Genomic DNA, 16,925 nt, shown 5'->3' with positions numbered 1-16,925 from the left:
ACATGAAAATATTCAAATATGGAGACAACGTAGATACAGATGTCATTATACCAGCAAGATATTTAAATATAACAGATCCAGCACATTTAGCTGAGCATTGCATGGAGGATATAGATCAAACTTTCTGCGAGAACGCAGTAGAAGGTGATGTCATCGTTGCAGGAGAAAACTTCGGTTGTGGCTCCTCTAGAGAACATGCGGTTATCGCGATAAAGGCCTCTGGTATCAGATGCGTTATTGCAAAAAACTTTGCTCGGATTTTCTTTAGAAATGCATTAAATCTAGGGCTTACCATAATAGAATGTGAAGCAGCTGCTGAAGAATTGACAGCTGAGGATGAGCTTATAGTTGATGTTGAAAAAGGTGAGATTAAACGCGTTAGAGATCAAAAAATATACAGTTTTCAGCCTTATCCTGAGTTTTTACTCAATATGATTCAAAATGATGGCCTCATCAATACAACCAAAATAAAATTAAAACAGGAGGCCATCTGATTTATGAAATCGTATAAAATTGGCATTTTAAAAGGGGACGGAATTGGACCTGAAATTGTAGATGAAGGGATTAAGGTCATAAAAAAATTGGCCTTGCTTAATGGGTTTGAAATTGAATTTGTGGATGAAAAAATTGGCGGTGATGCAATAGACACTTATGGCGTGCCTATAACAGATGAAACTTTAGACGTATTAGGATCATGTGATGCTATTTTGATGGGCTCTGTTGGGGATCCGAAGTACGACCAAATGACACCAGAACTTCGTCCAGAAAAAGCGCTCTTGAAAATGAGAAAGACATTAGGCTTGTTTGCTAATATAAGACCTGCAAAGTTGTATGAAGCACTAAAAGCGCATTCACCCCTTAAACCGAGCATAATAAATGGTGAACTCGATATTTGTGTGGTAAGAGAGCTGAATGGCGGTATCTATTTTGGGAAGCAAGTTGAAAGTGAAGATGGTCAAAGCGCTTCTGATGAGATGGCCTACAGTGTCCCAGAAGTTAAGCGTATTGCTAAAATTGCATTTGAAATGGCCATGACTCGAAACAAAAAAGTCACAAGTGTTGATAAAGCAAATGTCCTCTCGAGTTCTAGACTTTGGAGAAGAACCGTTATTGAGATCTCAAAAGATTTTCCAGAAGTGACCCTAGAGCATCTTTATGTTGATAATGCAGCAATGCAACTGATCATCAATCCTATGCAATTTGATGTGATCTTGACAAGTAACCTTTTTGGTGATATTTTATCAGATGAAATGAGTGTTCTTACGGGTTCTATAGGACTTTTGCCAAGTGCTTCGATCAATGAAAGCAAGTTAGGCCTTTATGAGCCAATACACGGTTCGGCCCCAAGTATTGCAGGTCAGAATATTGCGAATCCAATAGCGACTGTTTTATCTGTGGCAATGATGTTTAGATATTCCCTTGACTTGCATGACTGCGCAGATCAAATCGAAAGTGCTGTATTGAAAGTATTAAATGCAGGCCATCGCACGGCGGATCTGGCAAGTAACGATCAAAAAGCTTTAAGCACATCTGAAATAGGAGATTTAATAACGGAGGCTCTATGAATCCTTTTACCCAAGCCGTCATCGAAAACATTTCGAGAATTCCAAAGGGGCGTATTTCCACTTATGGCAGAATAGCTGAATTGTCTGGGAATCCAAGAGCAGCTAGACAAGTCTCGAGAATCCTCAGTACGATGAGTGATAAATATAATTTGCCATGGTATAGGGTTATAAATGCACAGGGCAGAATTTCGTTAAAGCCTGGAATGGGTTATGAGGAACAAAGACGGTTACTGGAGGCTGAAGGCATAGAGTTTGACCTTCAAGGGAACATTGACCTGAAAAAATATATGGTTTAAAACAGAAGCAAAAGGCGCCTAAATAACTGTTTTCAAAACAGTTGTCTAGGCGCTTTTGTTGTAGGGTTAATGTTAGTAGACTCGATTGACTTGGTAGCCAATTTTATGGAGTTCATCCGAGATTTGCTGAATATGGTCATGGCCATTTGTTTCCACTGTGACTTGGAGCTGAACGTGCATAAAGCGGTCCAAATTCATAAATTGATTATGATCTAGTTTGATGACATTTGCTTTTAAATCGGATAACACTTGTGAAATTTTAAGAAGTTGTCCTGGCGTATCTGGTAATTCCACCGAGAAGCAAAAGATGCGACCACGGCTGGATAATCCCTTGTTGATCATAGCGGAAACGGTGACCACATCGATGTTCCCGCCAGATAGAATACAGACAATTTTTTTGCCTTTAACTTTAAAATTTTTGAGTGCAGCGATGGTTAAAGCACCCGCATTTTCAGCTACAATTTTGTGTTTTTCAATCAATAACAGAAAAGCTTCCATGATGTCATAATCATTTACGGCTATGATGCCATCCACATATTGATTACTGATGTCAAATGGCAAATTGCCTACGGCTTTAACAGCTACCCCATCAGCAATGGTGTGTATGTTTTCAAGTTTGACCACAGAGCCTTTATCAAGGGAAGCTTTCATAGACATAGCACCTTCTGGTTCGACCCCAAAGACTTTGCAATTTGGATTGATAGATTTAACAGCATAAGCCACTCCAGCAATTAAGCCCCCGCCGCCAACGGGGACGAGCACATAATCTGCATCTGGTAGTTCATTTAAAATTTCAATGCCTATGGTGCCTTGTCCAGCGATCACATCGTGATCGTTAAAGGGATGGATAAACGTATAACCCATTTCTCTTTGAATTTCACAAGCTTTATCATAGGCTTCATCGTAGCAGTCCCCGTGTAAAACGACCTCTGCGCCATACGCCTTTGTAGCATTTACTTTAATTAAAGGAGTCGCTGTAGGCATGACGATAGTCGCTTGACAGCCAGCAGTTTGAGCAGCTAGAGCAACACCTTGGGCATGATTGCCTGCAGACGATGCGACGACCCCTTTTTTAAGACTATCGTCATCGAGCTGTGCAATCATATTAAATGCACCTCGTATTTTAAAAGACCCCGTCTTTTGTAGATTTTCAGGTTTAATATAGATTTGATTTGAAAATTCTTGACTAAAAATATCACTGTAAATCAAACGCGTTTCATTTATAACGGGCTTTAAGCGCGCCATTGCTTCTGTGATCATTAATTTGGATAATCCTTTTTCTGTGCTCATTTTATTACCTCCACCTATAATTTTTACAAAAAAAAACCCGTCCTTATAATAAGGACGAGATTGACTCGCGGTACCACCTTAATTGCATACACCACTCTTCGGTTCTATTAAACCTAAGCCTTTAACGAGGCTAATCGTTATACCTTACTAAAATTCAGATATAAAGCTCAGGAGGGATATGCATTCTAAAGTTTTTATAACGGTTCTCAGCAATCCCGTTTCTCTGTAATAAAATCAAATAGATCAAGTCTCCATCAATGCTGTTTTAGATAAAATGCTATATTTCTGATTATATTACCAAAATGTAATGCCTCTGTCAACTAAAATAAATATAAAATTCGGAACCTTTCCCCAGTTGACTCTCTGCTTTGATGTTGAAATGATGTGCATCACAGATTGCTTTTGTAACAGCAAGGCCTATACCGAGCCCACCAGTCTTTCTATTTCTTGAGCTGTCTGAGCGATAGAATCTTTCAAAGATATAGGGGAGATCTTCCTTTGAAATACCGATGCCTTGATCTGACATAAAAAAAACCATTTGATTCTCAATAACTGTCAAACCTATTTTTATAAGGGTATCGTCGGGAGAGTACTTAACTGCATTGGATAATAAATTGACCAAAACTTGTATCATGCGGTCTTCATCGTATTCAATTTGAAAATGACTTGGCAATTCGCGGGTTAAGATGATATTGTGATCTTCAAGTAAAACTTCAAAGCTAGAGATCACTTTATTGATAGTACCTACAAGATCGTGAGGCTGTTTTTTGAGTTCAAGTGAATTTTCAACGACGGATAATTCATTGAGTTCATCGATAAGCCGTGTGAGTCTTAAAATTTCATCATTACACTTGAGCAGTTTCTCTTCACTAGGAAGCCAAACGCCATCTACAAAGGCTTCGATATGACTTCTGAGAATAGAAAGCGGGTTCCTCAGTTCGTGTGCGATATCTGTAGTAAGTCTTTTCCTGAGCGTGTCTTGAGCGCTTAATTTATCATTAAGCGCTGCTAACGAATGGTTTAAAGCATTGATTTCTAGAAAGTCAGTCTCAATTGCTTTGAAATTATTGTATTTTTCAAGTTCTATCTGTTTTGTGTTATCTATAAGTGCAGATATTGGCGTCGTAATTTTTTGGGATTGATAATTGGCATAATAAATGCTAAATAAAGCTGTTGCAAGTAATGTAATAAAGAAAACCATATTGAGTGCAAAGATAAATTGACCTTCAAGTGTAGAGGATACAATATCTGGATGGCGTCCTATTTCTAAAACATAGACCACTTGCCCCACGACTGTTTCTATGTCATAAGCGGTAAAGTCTAAAAGCGAGACATCGGTTTTGGAAAGGCTTGCCATACCATTGCCTTTGCCGTAGCCCATGCCATTGCCCTTTGCGGTTTCGGTATCCATAATGAGAACACTCTTATTAGGATCATAGAGTCTGAGATAAACATTATTTGAAGAGGCGAGTGCTCTGATATTTTGATTGTTGAGTGCCTCTTCAGAAATGAGTGTTTTGACAGAGTCTGAAATTTGTAAGTTGTTTTCAATAATTTGCTTGTTCAAATAATGGCCAAAAAAATACTTGACTGATAAATTGCCTACAATCGTTACAATGAGAAGTGTCGAAAAGGCAATGATGAGAAAATGATTTCTAAGATAGCTTTGGTAATGTTTTTTAGAATTTATTTTGGACATGGGTCACCTCGTGAGTCTTTCGAGATAAATTTGTAGCCGACACCATAAACTGTTTTAATATACCGTGGGTCCTTAAGATCGTCTTCAATTTTTTTGCGGATGTTTTTAATATGGGTATCAATGGTTCGATCGTATCCAATATAGTCATATCCCATTGTAATTTCAATGAGTTGTTCTCTTGTAAAAGTACGATTTGGGTTTTCTGCAAAGACCATTAAAATATCAAATTCAATTTTTGTCAGATAGACCTCTGCATTATTCTTTAGAACTACATGTGCGTTTCTGTCAATGATGATGCGATTATGATCGAAGGCGAGCGATTCGTTTGTAGCCTGCTTATAAACTCTTTTTGAAATAGATTTGATGCGCATAATAAGTTCTCTAAGGCTAAACGGCTTGGTGATATAGTCATCAGCGCCAAGTGCGAGGCCGTTGATTTTATCTTCCAAGCTCGATTTAGCAGTGAGCATAATGATTGGTACATCTGAAGTTTCTCTGAAGAGACGACATAATTCCTCGCCGTGCAGATCGGGTAACATAAGATCCATAACGACAAATTCAAAAGGTTCTGCTCTGAATTTGTTGAGTGCTTCAATACCTGTGGCTGCTGTGACAACCTCATAGCCTTCTTTTAATAAATAATCTCGCGTGACTTCTAATAAATCTTTTTCATCTTCAATTAAAAGTATTTTCATCAAACCACTCCTATGTTCTGTGATCACATTTGATAAGAAAATAGCATGAAACATAAGTACGTTACATGCTATCTGAGTCTTCTATGTAATCTGAGTCTTCTATGTAAAGATGAAACCTAAGGTTTCATCTTTAGTATGCTAATTTGTTGTCTGTGTTCTGCCAAAGCCCATACCATTAGCTCTTCCGTATCCGCCAGTTCCAGGAGTTGCACAGTTTGCGCCATTGCCAAGCCCTGCACCTTTACCGCCTCCGAATCTCAAACCTGTACCACTCATGATGCGATCTGGATTTGAAGGATCACAATTGGCTTGATTATCCGTTAATTGAGTAATGTAAGCATCTGCTTGTGCTCTGGTATAAGTGCCATCAGCAACACGTTCATTGATGAGTGCAATTTTTTCAGCAAGCGTTGCTTCTTGATAAGCGTCTAAAACGCCGTTGTCCTGAGCGATTTGACCGTAAGTGATGCCTGTAGAGTGTAATTCAATCACTTGGTCAGCCGTCATGCCTGTTAAATCGGTAATGATCTCTGATGGTGTTGCAGCAAAGATGATGCCTGCCGTTAGTAGGAACATTAAACCTGTTAGTAAAACTGTTTTTAATTTCATAAGATAACCTCCTTTAGATTTGTCACTATCATACTGCTCAAATATGGAGAACTTATGAAGATCATGTAGAGATTTAGAATTCAATTTCTTCACATAAGACATCGGGATCTTTTTTAGTATAGACGCGATCGGAATGTTTCATGATCTCTTTTATATTGTCCAAAATAACGTCCACAGATTGATCTAATTTACAAAGATCATCTTTGTTAATATTATAATAGAGATAAAGGTCTTCAAATAAGCGGACTAATTTACTGAGATGGTTATCAATTTCTATAAACTGTTCAAAGTTAGAAGAATGCATGGCATTTCTAAATTGATCAATATCTACTTTGATACAATCGACAATATCTTCTTCATCTTTATAGAAACCTATGCTCAAAAAGTAAGGTTTAACACGTTCGAGTAAATAAGTGTTATCTTCATTTAAATGGTAGGCATACGTTATTTTGTGTCCGCTGATATCGAATTTAACCAAAAACATAATCCCTTGTATATCTATAACGTGCCCGCCAAGATTTTTAATTTCATCTTTGCATATTTCGTGTCTTATTAGTCGGGATGACATTATTGCCATAGTCTACCTCCTCATTTCGCCAATACCCCTAGTTCTGATAACACAAGTATACCATAATTTAAAATAATGTTCATAATATTTGAAATGATTTTTATCATTTTGGGTTAAAATAAAAGTGAATATCGTATATAATTCATAGATACACACAAATTAGGTATTTTAAAAGGAAGAGGTCAAATGAAAACACTGTTTATGACATTAAATTCAAAATATATACATTCCAATCTCGCGATTCACTCCATATCCAAATATATAAAGCGATATTGTACGCATTATGATGCATTACATGATGATGTCCTTGTCAAGGAATATACCATTAACCAATCTCAAGATGACATACTCAGAGAACTCATAGAAATAGATGCGGATGTAATCGTATGTTCATCATATATATGGAATATAGAAGCCCTGATTATATTATTCTCTAATTATAGGAAGCTCAATCACAATTCCTATATCATTTTCGGCGGACCAGAAGTTTCTTATGATGCAAAAGACAAGTTAGAAAAACAGGCGTTCCTAGATATGATTGCAATGGGGGAAGGCGAACGGACCATTACCCAAGTATTAGACCTTATTTATGAGCAATTTAAAAATAGTAATCCTAGAAATGCCTTAACGGCAAATTTCTCACATGTTTCTGGCGTTGCCTATCGAGCGGGAGATCTGATTTCAGTTAATTCAAAGCGGATCCCGATTGAACCCCTTGATGAGATTCCCTTTGTTTATGATGACTTTACACCCTTTGAAAATAGAATTCTCTATTATGAAAGTTCGAGAGGTTGTCCCTACAGTTGTAGTTACTGCTTATCAGCAGCAGAAAAAGGCGTTCGTTTCTACTCCCTTGAACGTGTTTTTAACGATTTAAATGTTTTTCTTGAAAAAAAAGTATCACAAGTTAAATTTGTAGATCGAACTTTTAATGTGGATAAAGAACATGCGCTTTCCATATTGCGATACTTGATAGAACATGATAATGGGATCACAAATTTTCATTTTGAAATGACCGCTACGTTATTTGATGAAGACTACTTTAAGTTGCTTTTGAATGCAAGAGAAGGCTTGTTTCAATTTGAAATTGGTGTACAGAGTACCTATAAAGAAACCATGATTGCCATCAATAGACCCATTGCGTTTGATAAACTCAAAATAAATTGTATGAGATTGCTTAAAATGGGTAATATCCATATACACTTAGATCTCATTGCGGGTTTGCCGCATGAAGGTTATGAAAGGTTTTTAAGGTCTTTTGATGATGTGTTTGAGATGAATCCACATGCACTTCAGCTTGGCTTTCTAAAAATATTAAAGGGGACGCCAATCATGGCAACCCAAGAAAAGCACGGTTATGAATTTAGAAAACAAACCCCCTATGAGGTGTTATACAATCGATACATTCGGTTTGAAGACCTTACCAAACTTAAAAATCTTGAAACGGTACTTGAATACTACTATAATTCAGGAAAGTTCAAGCACTCAATTCAATATCTTCTTAAGACTGAAAAAGGGACACCGTCAGATTTTTTCCTTAAATTATGTGATTACTTTAAAGCGCATGATTTGATGTATATAGCGCATTCAACCGCTAATCTATACGATATATTATATGAATTCTATCAGGAAAATTATGAAAATCATGCATTGTTTAATGATTTGCTTAAATTTGATTATTACTATGCTCATATGAAAGGTCTGAGGCCCTTTTTTGTGATGTCAGAAATACCGCAGTTCAATACGAGGCGTTTGCATTATTTAAAAGCATTAGAGCATCAAGAACTTATAAATCCATTTTATGTAGGCATGCAATCCAAGCAAATTCTTAAAACGGTAGAATTTATTACGCTTAATTATGATATAATAGCTTTAATTCAAAGCCAATATGAATTTATAGAGGCTAAACTCAATGTCGTTTTATTCGATTATCAGAGGGCCAATCATGCCATCGAACCCTCAAAATATTTTAAAGTTGAGCTTCCGGTAATCTGAAATAGTGGGTTAGAGTGTAAAATCCAAAAGTTGAGCAACCCTCTAACATATGATGTCGTTTACGGGAAGTATGCGATACAGCATAGGGCAGAAGGTTCATAAGAAACTGGATCTTGGCACTCTAACGATAGTTTGATAATAAAAAAAGAAGGTGACACATGAAGCGTATTATGATACACCACAATATCAAGAAGGATTCAATGGATGTTAAAGAACATTTGATTAAGCTTCTTGAATCACAGGGACGCGCAATCGTAACAGAAAATCCAGATGTTATTTTAGTCATTGGTGGCGATGGGACTATGCTCAGTGCCATTAGAAAATACCGAGATCTCAAAGCACCCTTTGTCGGGATTGATACAGGTACTTTGGGATTCTTAACGACGATTATGCCAAATCATCTTGAAAAGATATTTGACGTATTAGATCGAAAAAACTATAGGATTATAACTTATCCCCTCTTAATGGTTAACACCAAGACGCTCAGTGGAGAAGTTTATACGGATTATGCTTTTAATGAAATTTTGATTAAGCATGTGGAACCCAAGCTTATGGAAGCTAAGGTTTATCTCAACAGCAGACCCTTTAATTATTTTACAGGGGATGGTCTCATTATATCTACGCCAATTGGGGCTACTGGGTATGCCATATGGGCGGGTGGTGCCGTGGTGCACAGTGATATTCCCGTGTTTCAGATAACGCCCATGACGCCAAATGACAATAGCGTCAACAGACCGATGAAGTCGACGATGATCGTTCCCAACGATACTTATGTTGATATTAAGATCATTAAAGCACATAAGCGCAAAGTCATTGTAGCCTGTGATGGCAATAAATTATCCAATGAATATATAGAAGACATTCATGTAAAAGTTGCAGATGAGTTTGATATTAAGGTCATTCGATCAGATGAATTTGATTACTTTGATTTGTTTAAGAGAAAAATCATCGATAAAAATATAAGACGCGTACTAGAATAATTTTGTGAGGTAAAAATGCATATAATAGAAACACATTTAAAAAGATTTTTAGAGGAAGTAGTCTTTATTGAAATAAAACAGGATAAGAAGATTGCGCTCAGAACCATTGAACTGGATCCTTCAATTCCAATTCCAGTCTATATTGAAAACTTAGTTGAAACCATTAAGGCAAATGATATCGAAGTTATTCCGCCGCTTGCAATCATAAAAGGTTTAGTTTATGTGCTGGGTGCAGAGCCTGATTTTGAACATGGAAGCTATTATGTTGAGCTCATAAGCGACATTGACATAGAGTTGCCGCTTAAAATATTGAACGATGCCTTAAATTTTGCATCTATAAAAGACTATTATAGAGCGATTTTGTATTTGAACGCTTGTTTGAAAATGGACCCCAATAGCATAGATGCACTTTATAATTTAGGACGCTGCTATCACGATTTACATCAAGAAACATCTGAAACGGCCTATGATGAACAATCCGCGGTATACTTTAAGAAAACTATTGAAGTTGAACCCGCTTTTGGTTTGGGTTATTACCAATTGGGCATTTTTTTCTACAATAGAGAAAATTTTAAGCAAGCAGAAAAATTATGGATCAAAGCATTATCCTTTGAGCTCGACTATGATGTCAAAGAAGAAATTGTTACATTCCTTGGAAAATGTCGTGATCGTTCAATTTATGAAGAAGGGTATGAACTCGTTTTGAATGGACGAATCGACGAAGGTTTAGAACTGTTAAAAAGTATCGAGGAAGACCATAGTGAATGGTGGAATCTGAATTTCTTTATCGGTTTGGCTTATCGGTTTAAAGAAGAACATGAGACTGCATTGCAATATTTTCTTAAAGTTTTAACTTTGAATACAGGACATATTCAAACTATGAATGAAATTGGAATCTGTCTTTTAAGCTTAGGGGATTATAATGAAGCTCTTAAATATTATAAAGAGGCATTGCGCCTTGATCCTTTAAATGCAGAGATCATTTGTAATAAAGGAATTGTTTTACTGAACAAAGGAGACCTGACCGAGGCAAGAGTTCAATTCGAAAAAGCTTTTGAACAAAATCCAGAAGATGAAGTGATTCAAATGTGGCATGCTCATATAAACTCAATAAATGGTTTTTGACACTCTAACGATAATTAAAAAACTCTGTTGTGTAGACTAAGATACATGTCTGCTCAGCAGAGTTTTTTCGTATTGTGCCTGTCAGATAAAGAATGATTTGAGTATATAGGATCATTTAGCGTATACTCAGACCGCTTCGCTACATTCGTAACCCGTGAATTTGCAAAAACTATTGAAGGCTTCAAAAAAATATAGTAGAATGAAGTTGAGGTTATTAAAAAAGTTGAAGCGTTAAAAAAAATATATAAAGGTGAGATGCATATGATTAAAAGTGTAAAAGATCTATTGGCGGTTGCAAAGCAAGGTAAGACCATGAGGCTAGTAGTTGCAGCAGCTCAAGATGAAGATGTCTTAAGCGCGGTCTGTAAAGCTGCCGAAGAATCCATCATTACCCCTATTTTAGTAGGTAATGAAGAAGAAATAAGAAAAATTGCCAAGGCACATCAATTGGATGTATCAAGTTATGAAATCATTCAAGTAGAAGATTTAAAAGAAGCTGCTCAAGTTGCTGTGAAACTGGTATCCGATGGAAAAGGCGACTTTTTGATGAAGGGCTTAATTGATACTGCAATTTTATTAAAAGCAGTCCTTGACAAAGAGATCGGACTTAGAACAGATAGTCTATTGAGTCATGTGATGATTTATGAAGTGCCACATTATCATAAATTATTATTTTTAACCGATGGTGGCATGAATATTGAACCTTCTTATGAAGAGAAGGTTCAAATTACAGAAAATGCAGTGACTGTTTGTAAAGCAATGGGTATAGAAACGGTTAAAGTAGCAGGTATTGCAGCAAAGGAAAAGGTAAACGAAAAGATGCTTGCCACAGTTGATGCTCGAAAGCTACAAGAACTTTCTCAAACAGGACATTTTGGAAGTAATGTTATCGTAGAAGGTCCACTTGCACTTGATCTAGCGGTTTCTAAAGAGGCAGCTGTAACAAAAAACTTTAAAAGTGAAATTGCTGGCGATGTTGATGTGTTGCTTGTCCCAACAATTGAAGTTGGAAATGGCATTGGCAAAACTCTAACCTACCTAGCGGGAGCAGATTCTGCGGGGATTATCATGGGCGCTAGAGTGCCAGTGGTTTTGGTATCAAGAGCAGATAGCTATGAAGCGAAGTTAAATTCAATTGCACTTGGCAGTGTAATTGCGTCATATAAAGGTTAAACGAGCAATTGTTGAGATAAGGAGCGTATTTATGAAGCATTTAATGACAGGGAATGAAGCTGTAGCGCGCGGTGCATATGAAGCCGGCGTCACTTTTGCAAGTGCATATCCTGGTACACCGAGTACTGAAATATTAGAGAACATGGCTCAGTATAAAGATGATTTGATAGCGGAGTGGGCGACGAATGAAAAAGTAGCACTTGAAACGGTCATTGGAGCATCTATGGCTGGTGCAAGAACTTTGGCTGCAATGAAACATGTAGGCGTTAATGTAGCTGCAGATCCGTTATTTACAATTGGTTATACGGGTATTACTGGCGGTCTTGTATTGGTTTCAGCAGATGATCCTGGCTGTCATTCCTCACAAAATGAGCAAGATAATCGATACTATGCAAAGTTTGCAAAAATTGCATGTGTTGAACCTAGTGATTCACAGGAATCAAAAGATTATATTAAAGTTGCATTTGATATTTCTGAAAAATTTGATGTGCCAGTTCTATATAGAATGACAACAAGAATTTGTCACTCTAAGGGCTTAGTAACCTTTGAAGAGCGAAAAGATGTTCCGATTATTCCTTATGTGAAAAAACCGACCAAGTTTATTTCAGCGCCAGCAAATGCAAAAATGTTGCATCCTATTGTGGAAGCTAAACTTGTTGAATTAGAAAAATACTCTAACGAGACACCACTTAATAGAATTGAATGGGGCGATAAGAAAATTGGGATCATTACTTCTGGGGTGGCATATACGTATGCCAAAGAAGTGTTTGGTGAAAGTGCTTCTTATTTAAAATTAGGTTTTACCTTCCCATTGCCAATGGCTAAAATTCGTGAATTTGCTAATGAAGTTGAAATCCTATATGTTATTGAAGAATTAGAACCTTTTATTGAAGAACAAATGAAAGTAGCGGGCATAGCGTGTATTGGAAAAGATTTAATTCCGCGTGTTGGCGAGTTAAACCCAGATATCGTTGCTAAAGCATTGCTTGGAAAAGAACGTGAGACCATTCATGCAAACCCAGATTTGATCGTAGGTAGACCGCCGACGCTTTGCGCAGGTTGTCCTCATAGAGGTTTTTTCTACACGTTAAGCAAGAAGAAAAATGTCGTTATCACAGGGGACATTGGCTGTTATACACTTGGCTCAGCAGAACCGTTAAATGCAACAGATTCTGTAATTTGTATGGGTGCGTCTATTTCTATGGGGCATGGCGCTGCTCAAGCTTTTAAGAAAAACAATGTCGATAAAAAAGTAGTTGCTGTTATTGGCGATTCAACATTTTTTCATACAGGTGTAAATTCTTTGATTACGGTGGCCTATAATCAAGGGAATACAGTCAGTGTCATCTTAGACAATAGAATTACGGGGATGACAGGACATCAAGAAAATCCAGGTAGTGGTTATACCTTGCAGGGCGATTCAACAAATGTAATCAATATCCCAGATTTGGTTAAAGCAATTGGCATTAAACACGTCGTTACAGTAAACCCTCTTAAACTGGATGAAATGGATAAAGCGATTGAAGATGCATTTGCTTTTGAGGGACCTTCTGTGATTATAACAAGATGGCCGTGTGTTCTTAAGCATTTTTCTCCAGAAGATAAAAAAGAATTTGATCTTAAAAAGAAATTATGTCATGTGGTTGAAGACAAGTGTAAAGGCTGTAGAATTTGTACCAAAACAGGCTGTCCTGCGATTAGCTTTGATGCCACGACTAAGAAAGCTAAAATTGACAAGTTTATGTGTGTAGGCTGTGAAGTTTGTTTACAAGCCTGTCCGTTTGATGCAATTGAAAGGGTTGGTGAATAATCATGACAGAAGTTAAAAATATATTATTATGTGGTGTAGGGGGGCAAGGGATCATTCTAGCATCCAAGATTTTGGCAATCGGGTTAATTAAGGCTGGTTATGACGTGAAAATGAGTGAAGTACATGGTATGGCTCAAAGAGGCGGAAGTGTAACCACCCAAGTTAGATTTGGCGAAAAAGTATACTCTCCGATTATTGGCAAAGGTCAAGCCGATATTCTCGTATCGTTTGAAACGATGGAAACGTCTAAATGGCTTGATTATATTAAACCAGAAGGTCAAGTTGTGATAAATGATTACGAAATACCTTCAGCACCAATTTTATCGGGAGCAGCAACATATCCAGTGGGTGTTATTGAAGATATTAGTCAAAAAATTCATACAACTGTATTTAAGGCATCTGAGCTAGCAAATCAAATGGGAAACATTAAAACTATGAATGTTATAATCGTTGGTGCGTTGGTAAAAGCATTGGGCCTTGATAACAGTATTAATTGGGAAGAGGTTATTAAAGAAAATGTAAAAGAAAAATTTGTGGATATTAATCTAAAAGCCTTTAAATTAGGTATGGATCAAGTGAAGTAAAAGTAAATAAACTCATAATTTAGGCAATCCCCCGTAAGTTTTGAACAATTACGGGGGATTTATTACTTAAAGCAAAAGACGTGCATGCGGATGTTTAACCTCTGGAAAGTTTCAGTGAAGTCATGAATGAAGCAAAAAAAATTCAAATTAATAGGACTATTTTACTAACTCGTATACAGTTAATATATTTACCTCCTCAAATAATTAAAGATGGTATAAAATAATGTGTAACAAAAGATTAAATATTCAAAAAATGCAAATTCGAATATTTGAACAAGGGGGGATACATATGAATCAAAAAGTAACTGACCTTAAAAAGAAAATACATTATGAGCAAAATCAAAAGATTAAAGTAGACCTTTTGATTCAACTTGCAGATGAACTTTTTTATATAGATGTCAAAGAGGCAGAAGATATTGCAAAACAGGCGATGAGACTTGCAGAACTCATGGGATATTACGAAGGCCTATACAATAGTAAAATAGCTTTAGGTCATATCGAAATCGGTGCCAATAGATTTAATGAGGCTATGACTTTGTTGAAAAGTGCACTTAACTATTATAATAAGTTAAACAATGATCTTTTTGAGATTAAAAAGGCAGACATATTTAATGGACTGGGCAAGGTTTATAGTGAAATGAATTGCTTTTCAAGGGCCACAGATTATCTAGAAAGATCATATCAAATTTATAAAGCGTACAATCTTTTGGGCAAACAAGCTGACCTTTTAAACAATCTTGGACTTGTGATGAAGAGACGGTCAAGACTCCTTGAAGCATATGAGTTTTTCTATAAAGCTACTCGTTTAACAATAGAGCATTTTGATTATCAGGGATGCCCGATTATCCTACTGAATCTTGGCGCAACACTTAACCTGCTTGATAGATATGATGAAGCAGAACCCGTTTTAAGGCAAAGTTACGATCTATCTAGCCAGCAAAGATATGTCATCAATAAATCACTTTGTCTATCAGAGATTGGCATTGTTCATAAATCGCGTCGAAAATATGAAGATGCGATTGAATGCTTTAAAATGTCGAATGCTCAATTAATGAAAACAACACATAGGAAAACAATTGTTAAAAATTATCAAAATATGGGGATTGTGTATTTCGAGACGTTTGAAAATGCAAAGGCGGTTGAATGTTTCGATGAATCCATCCGATTAGCTTCTGCTTTTAACTGTACTGATCTTGTTGAGGTAAGTTACAAATACTTAAGTGATCTTTACAAGAGACAGAAGGATTCATACACTTTTTATGAGATGTATTATGATATTAACCAGTAAGAACCGTATTGACAACAGGTAATCTTAGCATTTGAATAAATGTTTATTCTAAATGTAAATTGGTATAATCCATTATACAGGACTATTTGCATTTGAATTTTCAGAATAATATTTCTTTTTAAAAAAGGGTTGACGGTGAAAATGAATGATGTTATTATAACTAAGCAGTCAGCGATGACCGCACGAAACATCAAATTTCATGAAGACATGAGTGCTGCATAATGTAAAATTCTTGTTTAAAAGAAGTTTGATAAAAGTTAAAAATGATGTTGACAATGCAAAGCATTGATGATATTATAAATGAGTCGCCGCAATACTTAACAGTAAAGCGACAACGCAAACAGGACCTTGAAAATTGAATAGCGCAAATGAATTAAAACAAAACATAATTCAAGTGCCCGCGCAAGCGGAAACTTTTTTAGCAGTCGTAAAGCGGACGATAAGAACGCAGGTTCGCCTAGCGAACTAGACGCTTAAAAAGATGCAATTGAATTAAGTTAAACACGCAATTCTTTGAGCTTATGGAAACTACTAAGAGCAATCTTGGCAGAGGAAATTGCTTAATAGAAACAAAGTGATAAAGTCAAAATGGAAGCTTAGGTGGAAGTGGAGACAAACGGAAAAACAAAAGCCAAATAGACCTTTGGGTCGAAAATGGAAGTTAGCTCATTTATGAGCGCTAAGGATTATAATTAAGAGTTTGATCCTGGCTCAGGATGAACGCTGGCGGCGTGCCTAACACATGCAAGTCGAGCGAGAATTAGGGGAGTGGAGACTTCGGTCAAAGCAAGCTTAAGGAAAGCGGCGGACGGGTGAGTAACGCGTGGGTAACCTGCCTCATACAAAGGGATAGCCACTGGAAACGGTGATTAATACCCTATAAGACTACGAGATCGCATGATCTAGTAGCCAAAGATTTATCGGTATGAGATGGACCCGCGTCTGATTAGCTAGTTGGTGAGGTAATGGCTCACCAAGGCGACGATCAGTAGCCGACCTGAGAGGGTGATCGGCCACACTGGAACTGAGACACGGTCCAGACTCCTACGGGAGGCAGCAGTGGGGAATATTGCACAATGGGCGCAAGCCTGATGCAGCAACGCCGTGTGAGTGATGAAGGTCTTCGGATTGTAAAACTCTGTCCTAGGGGAAGAAAAAAATGACGGTACCCTAGGAGGAAGCCCCGGCTAACTACGTGCCAGCAGCCGCGGAAATACGTCTGTCTCTACTATACATATGACGCTGCCG

General features: G+C 37.0%; 15 protein-coding genes, 1 rRNA gene and 1 other annotated feature. Of the genes, 11 read left to right on the top strand and 5 right to left on the bottom strand.

Going from position 1 to position 16,925, the window contains the following annotated elements:
* Positions 1 to 2: 2 nt before the first annotated feature.
* Genes leuD through F3D3_RS21400 form a run of 3 tightly spaced genes read left to right on the top strand, consistent with a single transcriptional unit; the run spans position 3 to position 1,861 of the window.
* The gene (gene leuD, locus F3D3_RS21410) at positions 3 to 494 is read left to right on the top strand and encodes a 3-isopropylmalate dehydratase small subunit (RefSeq protein ID WP_069876482.1); all 492 of its coding nucleotides are present in this window, start codon (positions 3 to 5) and stop codon (positions 492 to 494) included.
* Positions 495 to 497: 3 nt separating this feature from the next.
* Positions 498 to 1,565, top strand: coding sequence for a 3-isopropylmalate dehydrogenase (leuB, locus tag F3D3_RS21405; protein ID WP_069876481.1), 1,068 nt, complete (start codon positions 498 to 500; stop codon positions 1,563 to 1,565).
* The gene (locus tag F3D3_RS21400; RefSeq protein ID WP_069876480.1) at positions 1,562 to 1,861 is read left to right on the top strand and encodes an MGMT family protein; all 300 of its coding nucleotides are present in this window, start codon (positions 1,562 to 1,564) and stop codon (positions 1,859 to 1,861) included. The genes leuB and F3D3_RS21400 overlap by 4 nt, the downstream gene beginning before the upstream one ends.
* 72 nt (positions 1,862 to 1,933) lie before the next feature.
* Here the strand turns inward: F3D3_RS21400 and ilvA are convergent, their stop codons facing one another.
* The 5 genes from ilvA to F3D3_RS21375 all read right to left on the bottom strand — a co-directional run bounded on the left by ilvA (position 1,934) and on the right by F3D3_RS21375 (position 6,731).
* A complete protein-coding gene (gene ilvA, locus F3D3_RS21395; RefSeq protein WP_207645406.1) occupies positions 1,934 to 3,151 on the bottom strand; it encodes a threonine ammonia-lyase in 1,218 nt (405 codons plus the stop codon).
* A 47-nt stretch (positions 3,152 to 3,198) separates the two neighbouring features.
* Positions 3,199 to 3,418, bottom strand: a binding site (T-box leader).
* A gap of 49 nt (positions 3,419 to 3,467) precedes the next feature.
* Positions 3,468 to 4,850 carry a cell wall metabolism sensor histidine kinase WalK gene (locus tag F3D3_RS21390; RefSeq protein WP_069876479.1) on the bottom strand — a complete coding sequence of 461 codons (1,383 nt, stop codon included), beginning with the start codon at positions 4,848 to 4,850 and terminating at the stop codon, positions 3,468 to 3,470.
* Complete coding sequence (locus tag F3D3_RS21385; RefSeq protein WP_069876478.1) at positions 4,838 to 5,545, bottom strand: response regulator transcription factor; 708 nt, start codon at positions 5,543 to 5,545, stop codon at positions 4,838 to 4,840. Before F3D3_RS21385 ends, F3D3_RS21390 begins: the two co-directional genes overlap by 13 nt.
* 138 nt (positions 5,546 to 5,683) lie before the next feature.
* Entirely contained in the window at positions 5,684 to 6,154 is a 471-nt protein-coding gene (locus tag F3D3_RS21380; protein ID WP_069876477.1) for a hypothetical protein, read from the bottom strand.
* Positions 6,155 to 6,227: 73 nt separating this feature from the next.
* Positions 6,228 to 6,731, bottom strand: a complete 504-nt coding sequence (locus F3D3_RS21375) for a hypothetical protein (RefSeq protein ID WP_069876476.1) — start codon at positions 6,729 to 6,731, stop codon at positions 6,228 to 6,230.
* Positions 6,732 to 6,908: 177 nt separating this feature from the next.
* Here F3D3_RS21375 and F3D3_RS21370 point away from each other — a divergent pair, with 177 nt between their 5' ends.
* From F3D3_RS21370 to F3D3_RS24480, 8 genes are all read left to right on the top strand, one after another.
* On the top strand, positions 6,909 to 8,717 hold the full coding sequence (locus F3D3_RS21370; RefSeq protein WP_069876475.1) for a B12-binding domain-containing radical SAM protein: 1,809 nt from the start codon (positions 6,909 to 6,911) through the stop codon (positions 8,715 to 8,717).
* A 158-nt stretch (positions 8,718 to 8,875) separates the two neighbouring features.
* Positions 8,876 to 9,697: an NAD(+)/NADH kinase gene (locus F3D3_RS21365; RefSeq protein WP_084389223.1), complete on the top strand. Its 822-nt coding sequence runs from the start codon at positions 8,876 to 8,878 to the stop codon at positions 9,695 to 9,697.
* 15 nt (positions 9,698 to 9,712) lie between these two features.
* Positions 9,713 to 10,822 (top strand): lipopolysaccharide assembly protein LapB, encoded by a 1,110-nt coding sequence (locus tag F3D3_RS21360; RefSeq protein WP_069876473.1) that lies wholly within the window; start codon positions 9,713 to 9,715, stop codon positions 10,820 to 10,822.
* 261 nt (positions 10,823 to 11,083) lie between these two features.
* Positions 11,084 to 11,995 carry a bifunctional enoyl-CoA hydratase/phosphate acetyltransferase gene (locus F3D3_RS21355; protein ID WP_069876472.1) on the top strand — a complete coding sequence of 304 codons (912 nt, stop codon included), beginning with the start codon at positions 11,084 to 11,086 and terminating at the stop codon, positions 11,993 to 11,995.
* A gap of 31 nt (positions 11,996 to 12,026) precedes the next feature.
* Positions 12,027 to 13,805, top strand: coding sequence for an indolepyruvate ferredoxin oxidoreductase subunit alpha (iorA, locus tag F3D3_RS21350; protein WP_069876471.1), 1,779 nt, complete (start codon positions 12,027 to 12,029; stop codon positions 13,803 to 13,805).
* A gap of 2 nt (positions 13,806 to 13,807) precedes the next feature.
* A complete protein-coding gene (locus tag F3D3_RS21345; RefSeq protein ID WP_069876470.1) occupies positions 13,808 to 14,389 on the top strand; it encodes an indolepyruvate oxidoreductase subunit beta in 582 nt (193 codons plus the stop codon).
* 289 nt (positions 14,390 to 14,678) lie between these two features.
* Complete coding sequence (locus tag F3D3_RS21340) at positions 14,679 to 15,677, top strand: tetratricopeptide repeat protein (RefSeq protein WP_069876469.1); 999 nt, start codon at positions 14,679 to 14,681, stop codon at positions 15,675 to 15,677.
* A 688-nt stretch (positions 15,678 to 16,365) separates the two neighbouring features.
* A 16S ribosomal RNA gene (locus tag F3D3_RS24480) occupies positions 16,366 to 16,925 on the top strand; the annotation flags it as partial.

This window comes from Fusibacter sp. 3D3 (assembly GCF_001748365.1).
GTDB lineage: Bacteria > Bacillota > Clostridia > Peptostreptococcales > Acidaminobacteraceae > Fusibacter_A.
This window is presented reverse-complemented; position numbering and strand designations above follow the sequence as displayed.

Bases quoted from the DNA above. Each gene is read 5' to 3' on its own strand.
- F3D3_RS21355 (WP_069876472.1), top strand. From the start codon at position 11,084: ATGATTAAAAGTGTAAAAGATCTATTGGCGGTTGCAAAGCAAGGTAAG.
- leuB (WP_069876481.1), top strand. From the start codon at position 498: ATGAAATCGTATAAAATTGGCATTTTAAAAGGGGACGGAATTGGACCT.
- F3D3_RS21390 (WP_069876479.1), bottom strand. From the start codon at position 4,850: ATGTCCAAAATAAATTCTAAAAAACATTACCAAAGCTATCTTAGAAAT.
- F3D3_RS21385 (WP_069876478.1), bottom strand. From the start codon at position 5,545: ATGAAAATACTTTTAATTGAAGATGAAAAAGATTTATTAGAAGTCACG.
- F3D3_RS21400 (WP_069876480.1), top strand. From the start codon at position 1,562: ATGAATCCTTTTACCCAAGCCGTCATCGAAAACATTTCGAGAATTCCA.
- iorA (WP_069876471.1), top strand. From the start codon at position 12,027: ATGAAGCATTTAATGACAGGGAATGAAGCTGTAGCGCGCGGTGCATAT.
- F3D3_RS21380 (WP_069876477.1), bottom strand. From the start codon at position 6,154: ATGAAATTAAAAACAGTTTTACTAACAGGTTTAATGTTCCTACTAACG.
- F3D3_RS21375 (WP_069876476.1), bottom strand. From the start codon at position 6,731: ATGGCAATAATGTCATCCCGACTAATAAGACACGAAATATGCAAAGAT.
- leuD (WP_069876482.1), top strand. From the start codon at position 3: ATGAAAATATTCAAATATGGAGACAACGTAGATACAGATGTCATTATA.
- F3D3_RS21345 (WP_069876470.1), top strand. From the start codon at position 13,808: ATGACAGAAGTTAAAAATATATTATTATGTGGTGTAGGGGGGCAAGGG.
- F3D3_RS21360 (WP_069876473.1), top strand. From the start codon at position 9,713: ATGCATATAATAGAAACACATTTAAAAAGATTTTTAGAGGAAGTAGTC.
- F3D3_RS21340 (WP_069876469.1), top strand. From the start codon at position 14,679: ATGAATCAAAAAGTAACTGACCTTAAAAAGAAAATACATTATGAGCAA.
- ilvA (WP_207645406.1), bottom strand. From the start codon at position 3,151: ATGAGCACAGAAAAAGGATTATCCAAATTAATGATCACAGAAGCAATG.
- F3D3_RS21370 (WP_069876475.1), top strand. From the start codon at position 6,909: ATGAAAACACTGTTTATGACATTAAATTCAAAATATATACATTCCAAT.
- F3D3_RS21365 (WP_084389223.1), top strand. From the start codon at position 8,876: ATGAAGCGTATTATGATACACCACAATATCAAGAAGGATTCAATGGAT.